Origin of the sequence: Lampropedia cohaerens (assembly GCF_001005215.1) — a bacterium.
Lineage (GTDB): Bacteria > Pseudomonadota > Gammaproteobacteria > Burkholderiales > Burkholderiaceae_C > Lampropedia > Lampropedia cohaerens.
Genome location: NZ_LBNQ01000023.1, coordinates 185,069 through 193,271, shown reverse-complemented (window position 1 = coordinate 193,271; position 8,203 = coordinate 185,069). Strand labels below are relative to the sequence as shown.

Here is an 8,203-nt window from a genome sequence, read left to right as displayed (position 1 = left end):
CGGGGCGACCTTGTGAATCACATCTCGACGTAATTGGGCCCGCCGCCGCCCTCGGGGGCGACCCAGACGATGTTCTGGGTCGGGTCCTTGATGTCGCAGGTCTTGCAGTGCACGCAGTTCTGCGCATTGATCTGCAGGCGCTTGCCCTGAGGGCTGGCTGCATCGTCGATGAACTCGTACACGCCCGCCGGGCAGTAACGTGCCTCGGGTCCGCCGTATTGCTTGAGGTTGACCTGCACCGGCACGCTGGCATCCTTGAGCGTCAGGTGCGCCGGCTGGTCCTCGCTGTGGTTGGTGTTGCTGATGAATACGCTCGAGAGCCGGTCGAAGGTGATGACACCATCGGGTTTCGGATAGTCGATCTTGGCGCACTGCGCCGCTGGCTTGAGGAAGGTGTGGTCGGGCGCGGGGTTCCTGAGCGTCCACGGCGGTGTCTTGATGCCCAGCCTGGGCAGCAGCCAGTGCTCGATGCCGGTCATCAGCATGCCAACGGTGCGGCCTTTCTTAAACCATGGCTTGAAGTTGCTGGCGGCCTTGAGCTCCTGGTACAGCCAACTCTTCTCGAACGCCTGCGGGTAGGCGCTCAGCAGATCGTGCTGGCGCCCGGCTTGTACCGCCTCGAACACCGCCTCGGCCGCCAGCATGCCGCTCTTGATCGCCGCGTGGCTGCCCTTGATGCGGCTGGCGTTGAGGTAGCCTGCATTGCAACCCACCAGCGCGCCACCGGGGAAGATGGTCCTGGGTAGACTGGGGATGCCGCCGTTGTTGATCGCCCGCGCGCCGTAGCCCAGGCGCTTGCCACCTTCGATGTGCTTGAGAATGGCTGGGTGTTTTTTCCAGCGCTGCATCTCCTCAAACGGGCTCAGCCACGGGTTCTTGTAGTCCAGGCCGATGACAAAGCCCAGCGTGACCTTGTTGCCTTCCATGTGGTAGAGAAAGCCCCCGCCGAAGGTTTCCTTGTCCATCGGCCAGCCGGCTGTGTGGACCACCAGGCCAGGCTGCGCCTTCTCGGGCGGCACTTCCCATAGCTCCTTGATGCCGATGCCAAAGCTCTGCGGCGCCGAGTCGGACTGGAGGTTGAATTGCTCCAGCAGCTGGCGCCCGAGCTGGCCACGCGCGCCCTCGGCAAAGATGGTGTACTTGCCGTGCAGTTCCATACCGAGCTGGAACTCGGCCGTGGGCTGGCCGTCCTTGCCCAGCCCCATGTTGCCGGTGGCAATGCCCTTGACGGAGCCGTCTTCGTTGTAGACGACTTCGGTGGCGGCAAAGCCGGGGAAGATTTCCACGCCCAGTGCTTCGGCCTGCTGGCTGAGCCAGCGCACGACGTTGCCCAGGCTGATGACGTAGTTGCCCTTGTTGTGAAAGTTGTCGGGCACCAGTGCCGCAGGCGTCTTGGTAGCGCCAGTCTCGCTGAGTAGCAGCACTTCGTCGGCGGTGACAGGCTGGTTCAGCGGCGCGCCCTTGTCCTTCCAGTCGGGGATGAGCTCGCTCAACGCAATCGGGTCCATCACCGCGCCCGAGAGGATGTGCGCACCGGGCTCGGAGCCCTTCTCAAGCACGACGACGTTGATCTCCTGGTCTTTCTCGGCTGCCAGCTGCTTGAGCCGGATCGCCGTAGCCAGCCCGGCCGGCCCGGCGCCAACAATCACCACGTCGTATTCCATCGACTCACGCGGGCCGTACTGCTCTAGGATTTCTTGCGGGGTCATCTTGTTCTGGTGTTGGTGCCAAACCGCCGACTCAGTGGCGCGGACAGTCTGCTTCTTCATGTGGGAGAGGGCCCAGCCACAGGGCTTGCGGGCCTGGGAAAGGACTGGAAGGTGCCCGTCACACGACGGTGGCTCACCTCGCAGACCATGCGGGCAATCGCATCGCCATATGTGGTCCGGGGTTGCCGTCGTGTGCCGTATCTGTCCACGACAGCGGCGCGCCTTGCCACACACGGGATCTTGCTGATTGCGTCTAGGGCTTGTTCAATGGCTCCAGAACCACTTGTGCCAGAGCCCCTTCAGCTTGCGTGCTTTGGAGCCGCACGCGCCCCTGTGCGCCACGGATGCGCAGACCGCAGCGTTCCTTGAGGATATAGGAGGCACTCAAAGCCGCCGAATCATGCGGCTGCAGGCTTACTTGCCAGCTGCCTCTGGCTGCCAGCAAAACGCAGTCGGAGTGTTTTTGCAGCACAAAGGTGCCACTGCGATCGCCGTGCCAAACCACCTCCGCCCGGGCCTGGCCGCGGCGTGTCATCACGTTTAGCAGTTGCGCGGGGGCTTGCGGCCGTTGGCTGCGCAAGGGCAGTTCACCAGCAAAGGAACGGAGGGCTCCCGGCTTGTCAAAATTGAAGACAACCTGCCCGGTGGCATCCAGTAATTGCAACGGACCGCCCTCGAAAAGCATCGCCGTGCGATCCACACCGGGCAGCTCGGAAAACGCACCTGCCTGCGTGTTCTCGGCCAGGCTTATGCGCCACTGCCACTGCGATGAAGCAGGCCAGGCCAGAATCTCGCGTGTCTTTCCGCCCCCGTTTTGCCACGGTTGCAACGGCAGCTGCGTCAGATTGAAGTGGTTGATGGTCTCAATCGTTCTGGTCTCTGGCATGGCAAGCGCTCCTGAAGGAAGTGGCTCAAGCAGTAGCTGCTGGCAGGCCCGACTGCAATTGCGGCAGGGCCTCGAACAAGTCGCCGGTGACGCCAAAGTCGGCGATCTGGAAGATTGGCGCCTCCGGATCCTTGTTGATGGCAACGATGCACTTGGAGTCTTTCATGCCTGCCAGGTGCTGGATCGCGCCCGAGATGCCCAGTGCCACATAAAGCTCGGGGGCAACGACTTTGCCGGTCTGGCCAATCTGCACTGAATTGGGCGCAAACCCTGCATCGACTGCCGCGCGCGACGCTCCGACAGCGGCGCCGAGGTGATCGGCCAGTGCCTCGAGCTTGGTCATGTTCTCGGCTGAACCAACGCCGCGCCCCCCCGAGATGATGATGCGGGCACGGGCCAAGTCCGGCCTGGTGCTTGACGCACTTTCCGTGCCAAGCACTTGTGTGCGGGTATCGGCATCCACCGCCGCCACGGCCTCAACTGGCGCAGCCTGCGCAGCCACTTCTGCTGCGCTGTAGGCACTGGCACGCACGGTCAGGAAGGTCTGCGCACCCAACGGCTTGACACGGGCAATCACGGCGCCTGCATAGGCCGGGCGCTCCAGCGCATCAGCGGCCGTGCGAATCACATCGGTCAGCCAGGCCGCCTTGCATTGTGCGGCAGCGCGTGGCAGGGCAGCACGCGCCACCAGACTGTGCGCGGCAAGTACCCAGTCATAGCCGGCAGCCAGTGCGGTGACCTGACGTGCCAACGTTTCGGCATTGGGATGGGCCAGCTGCGGTGCGTCTGCCTGCAACACCTTGGTCACGCCAGCCAGGGCTGCGGCCTGTTGTGCAAGCGCGGAAACATTGTGGCCAACCACCAGCACCGCCACGCCATCAGTGGCCAATGGCAGAGCAGCAGTAATGACATTGGCCAGAGTCGGGTCCAATTGCTGGCCGTCGTGTGTGGCGATGATGAGAGCTTTCATGGCAATTTCTGTAAATCTGTGCGCAGCATGTCCGTTACCGAGCGGCAAGTGTGGAAACAGGCATGGCGAGTGAACGAAAACCTGTACAGGCGCTGTATCTTGGCTTGTGTGCAATCCATCAGTTCTGCATGACCGGCAGGGCGCGCAGGCGATCAATCAGTGCCGCTACGCTGTCAAGCCGCACACCGGCACTGCGCGCAGGCGGTTCGCCGATATGCAACTGTTGCACGCTGGCGGCGGCAATGGCCTGCAGTTGGTCGGCCGTCAGTGTGGTGATGGTGGCCTTCTTGGCGCGCATCATCGCAGGCAAGGTAATGTGGCGTAGATCGGCCATGCGCAGATCCACGCTGACCACTGCCGGCAGTGGCATGGACAGGTGCAGCGTGCCCTGGTCGGCATCGCAACTCAGTTCCAGCTGTCCACCTTCCACGCTCAGGTGATTAGCCGAGAAAGCTTGCGGCCAGTCCAGCAGGGCCGCGAGCATGGGGGCTGTGGCACCCAGGTCATCGTCGATATCCTGCTTGCCGCAGAGCACCAGATCAGCCGGGTCACGAGCCAGGTAAGCCTGCAGCAACGCTGCCGTCTGCGCCGGCTCCAGTGGCGAGCCATCGGTTTCGATCAGTACCGCAGCGTCCGCCCCCATGGCCAGGCAGGTACGCAGCACATCCTGCGAGATCGGCGCTCCAATGGCCACCACCGTGACCTTGCTTACAACGCCTTGTTCTTTCAGGCGTACTGCCTGTTCAACCGCCACTTCATCGAATGGGTTGAGCGACATCTTGACACCGCTGGTTTCCACGCCACTGCCGTCACTTTTGACGCGAACCTTGACGTTCGGGTCAATCACGCGTTTGACAGATACGAGAACATGCATGATTCAATCTCCTCAATCGTTGAGCAATCAGGACACCGCGCCCAGGCCGTACTTGCCGGTCAGCAGATGGCCTTCGCGGAAACGCTCCAGCGCATAAGGCGTAATATCCACCTCGGTCGGCAGTCCCAGCGCGCATTGCGCCAGCACCAGTCCCACCGCTGGCGAGAGCTTGAAGCCGTGACCAGAGAAGCCGTAGCCCACTACCAGACCGGGGACGTCGGGCAAGCGCCCCAGCACCGGATTCCAGTCCGGTGTCACGTCATAGACGCCTGTCCATGACGAGGCCACGCCGGCTTCGTCAAAGCTGGGAAATCGCTGTGCCACCTGTTCACCGATATCGACCATGTAATCCATGCTGATATCGCCCTGTTCGTTATCCGGCTCTGGCAGGGTTTCACCAACGATGCCTTCGCTGACCAGCATCTGAGTGCCACCGTAACTGCGGCAATAGAGCATTCCGGGCGATCCCAGATCTTTGTAGACCGGCATCTTGAAGGTATAGGCCTGCGGGCCTTCCAGCGCCAGAACACTGTGGCGCTCGGGTACGACGGGGGTTGGTATGCCGGTCCAGCGCTCGATATCCTTGGCCCAGATGTTCTGCGTACTGATCACAGTGTCGGAATGGAATACCCCTTGCGAGGTGCGTACACCACTGACCTTGCCGTCGGCGAGTAGCAGTTCCTCGACTTCTACGCCTTCCATGATCTTTACACCCAGATGGCGTGCCGCACGCGCAAAACTGGTGGCGACGAGGTAGGCATCGGCAAAGCCTGCCTCCGGCTCGTAGCCAATCAAGGCGGCATCGTCAAAGCGCGCAATTGGCAGCAGGCTGGTCGCCTCGCTGCGCCCCAGCAGGCGCACTTCTATGCCTTGGGCCTGCTGCGCCTTGAGAGCTTCTGCCAACGGCGCGAGCTTGGGTCCTTCCGGCGCAGCAATCATGTAGCCGCACTTGACCATGCCGGCTGAAGCCTCCCCATCGCCCAAGTAGTTGGCAAAGTCATTGAATACGGCCCAGGATGCCTGCGCCAGGCGCACGTTCTCGATCACTGAATAGTGCGTGCGCAAAATGCCGCTGGATTGCGAGGTCGTCCCAGCTCCAATGAGCGTGCGATCCAGCACCAGCACGCGGGGACAGCCCAGCCGGGCAAGATGAAATGCCACCGAAGTGCCAATGACTCCGGCACCGATAACGATTGCGTCGTACTTTTCCATAAAGGACTCCAAGCTCGAAATGAGGTGATGAGCCGCAAGCTTACGAACGCCGCCGTGGCACAGCCATTGCTTAAGTAATACTTATTGACAGTATTAGTTTTTGTGCATATTTGTACGGTCCTTGCAACATCTCGGACCATATTCATCACAGGCTAGCCATGACACCTTCTTCTCTTGCCCTTCGCCACGAGCGCTCGCTCCCCGACTTGCACGCGCTGGAGACCTTTCTGGCGGTGTGCGAAGCGGGGTCCATGTCTCTGGCAGCGCAGCACATGGGTGTCAGTCAGAGCGCGGTCAGCCAGATGGTCAAGACGCTGGAGAACACGTATGGCGTTGCCCTGCTGGATCGTGAAGTGCGGCCAGCACGCCCCACACCAGCAGGCAGCATCCTGCTGGAAATGGCCGAGGCCTTGCTGACACAGGCGCGTGACATGGCCGAGCAATTGCGCCAGCGCGTGCGCCAGGATCATGCGCAGATTCGTCTCGGCTGTGTGGATTCCTTTGCCGCCACCGTCGGCCCAGCACTGATTCACGCGCTGTCGGGTTCCGCACGCGAATTGCAGCTCTGGTCTGGCTTGACGCCGGGCCTCAACAGCCAATTGCTGGCTCGCGATCTGGACTTGGCCATTTGCACCGAGGTCCCGACCGATCCGCGCGTGACACAGCACTTGCTGCTGTCCGAGAGCTGGGTGGCGGTATTCCCGAAAAATGTCAGTGGACCCCTCATGGAACAAGGCGTTGACAACGACACCAAACGCCTGCGTGCGCAACTGCAGGCACTGCCGCAACTGCCCCTGATCCGCTATACCCTGCGCTCGGTGATTGGCCAGCAAATCGAACGCTTCATACGACACCTGGGATTGAGCTTTCCCCAGCGTTACGCCTTCGATGCCACCGATCCACTGCTAAGCATGGTGGCCGCCGGCCTTGGCTGGGCTATCAGCACCCCGTTATGTCTGTGGCAGTCACGTGCCTGGCTTGACGAGGTTCAGGTGGTCAGCCTGCCTGCCACACGGCTAGGTCAGCGCGATTTCCATTTGCTGTGCCGCGAGCGCCAATGGTCCGCCAGCGCCGAGGAGATTGCCACCCTGACTCGCCGGGTGTTGCTACAAAACGTCATTCCCGATCTGCGCCGTGCCATGCCAGCGCTTGGCACAGACGTCGTGAGCCTGCCTAGCGCTGCCTCTTTCTCCTAACTCCTGTCCAACTTTTTTCATTGCGGAGCCATACACCATGCCATCCACTGACTTCTACGAACTGCATCAGGGCAATCAACCGCTGCTTGTTTCCATTCCTCATCTGGGCACACGTCTGCCTGAGGAAATCCTCGCCACCATGACCGAGGAGGCGCGCGTCCTAGCCGATACCGACTGGCATCTCGACCAGCTCTATGCCTTTGCCAAGGAGTTGGGCTACTCCGTGCTGCAGGCGAAAGTCTCCCGCTACGCCATCGACCTGAATCGTCCTCCTACCGGAGAAAGCCTCTACCCCGGCCAGACGACCACCGGTCTGTGTCCGACGGAAACATTCAAAGGACAACCGCTTTACCAGCCGGGCAAGGAACCTGACGATGCCGAGATCGCACGCCGTCGTCAGACCTACTGGCAGCCTTATCACGATGCGTTGCGCAGCGAACTCGATCGCATCAAGGCACAGCATGGGCAGGTACTGTTGTGGGAAGCCCATTCCATTGCCAGCGTGCTGCCGCGACTGTTTGAAGGCAAGCTGCCGGATCTGAACCTGGGCACAAACTCAGGCGCATCCTGTGCGCCACAAGTCCTTGCTGCCATCGAACAAACCCTGAATCAACAAAGCGGAGACGTGCAATTCAGCCATGTGGTCAACGGCCGCTTCAAGGGCGGCTACATCACCCGCAACTACGGCCAGCCACAGCAAGGCTTTCACGCCGTTCAGCTTGAAATGGCGCAATGCCTGTACATGAATGAGACGGCGCCATTCGCTTATCGTCCCGATCTGGCCAAGAATGTTCAGCCCTTGCTCAAGACCATGCTGGGCAGTGCACTGGCGCAAGTCAAGGCGCCCTGAGCAGGCGAGTCCGGGGAGCTCCGGCTCAAGAGCCCTTGTATCCGACACCTGTGAGTGCTGCCGTGCGATGCAATGCCAATTGCACACGGGGTCAAGCGAGTGGCTTGACTGGCATTTGGACAGTCATGTGGTATACACCCGATGATTCCAACCCAAAGGGTGTCAGCCGCGCGTGTTGACATTGGCAGACGTGATGCGCCTGCCAATACCAGACTCAAGCCTGCAGACCCTCGACAATCGTGACCTGAGATACGGCGTGACCAATGCGCTTGGTCTTGGCAAGCTGGTACTCAGCAGAGTTGTAGCAGTCAATCGCAGCCTGGAAGTCGGGAAACTCTATGACCACGTTGCGTTCGAACGCCGGCCCTTCCAAGGTCTGCGACTTACCGCCACGTGCCAGAAACTTCGCGCCATATTTGCGGAAGGCCTCAGGCGCGAGATCGGTGTAGTTGCGATACTGTTGTGGATCATGCACATCTACATGTGCAATCCAATAGGCAGGCATA

Annotated in this window: 8 protein-coding genes; 2 read left to right on the top strand and 6 right to left on the bottom strand. The window is 61.1% G+C overall.

The genetic code is table 11. The features are described 5' to 3' along the window. Positions 1-17: 17 nt before the first annotated feature. The 5 genes from AAV94_RS07925 to AAV94_RS07905 form a co-directional block, all read right to left on the bottom strand. A complete protein-coding gene (locus AAV94_RS07925) occupies positions 18-1,709 on the bottom strand; it encodes an electron transfer flavoprotein-ubiquinone oxidoreductase (protein WP_046741805.1) in 1,692 nt (563 codons plus the stop codon). A 253-nt stretch (positions 1,710-1,962) separates the two neighbouring features. Next, a complete protein-coding gene (locus AAV94_RS07920) occupies positions 1,963-2,595 on the bottom strand; it encodes a HutD/Ves family protein (protein ID WP_052754966.1) in 633 nt (210 codons plus the stop codon). A 25-nt stretch (positions 2,596-2,620) separates the two neighbouring features. Further along, entirely contained in the window at positions 2,621-3,565 is a 945-nt protein-coding gene (locus tag AAV94_RS07915; RefSeq protein WP_046741764.1) for an electron transfer flavoprotein subunit alpha/FixB family protein, read from the bottom strand. 118 nt (positions 3,566-3,683) lie between these two features. Then, positions 3,684-4,439 carry an electron transfer flavoprotein subunit beta/FixA family protein gene (locus AAV94_RS07910; RefSeq protein ID WP_046741763.1) on the bottom strand — a complete coding sequence of 252 codons (756 nt, stop codon included), beginning with the start codon at positions 4,437-4,439 and terminating at the stop codon, positions 3,684-3,686. A gap of 27 nt (positions 4,440-4,466) precedes the next feature. Continuing rightward, entirely contained in the window at positions 4,467-5,651 is a 1,185-nt protein-coding gene (locus AAV94_RS07905) for an NAD(P)/FAD-dependent oxidoreductase (protein WP_046741762.1), read from the bottom strand. 158 nt (positions 5,652-5,809) lie between these two features. Between AAV94_RS07905 and AAV94_RS07900 the strand changes: the two genes are divergently transcribed. Continuing rightward, a complete protein-coding gene (locus AAV94_RS07900) occupies positions 5,810-6,847 on the top strand; it encodes a LysR family transcriptional regulator (RefSeq protein WP_046741761.1) in 1,038 nt (345 codons plus the stop codon). Between the two features lie 37 nt (positions 6,848-6,884). Beyond that, positions 6,885-7,697: an N-formylglutamate deformylase gene (gene hutG / locus AAV94_RS07895; RefSeq protein ID WP_046741760.1), complete on the top strand. Its 813-nt coding sequence runs from the start codon at positions 6,885-6,887 to the stop codon at positions 7,695-7,697. Between the two features lie 214 nt (positions 7,698-7,911). Here the strand turns inward: hutG and AAV94_RS07890 are convergent, their stop codons facing one another. After that, on the bottom strand, positions 7,912-8,202 hold the full coding sequence (locus AAV94_RS07890; RefSeq protein ID WP_046741759.1) for a DUF1330 domain-containing protein: 291 nt from the start codon (positions 8,200-8,202) through the stop codon (positions 7,912-7,914). Between the last annotated feature and the right edge of the window lies 1 nt (position 8,203).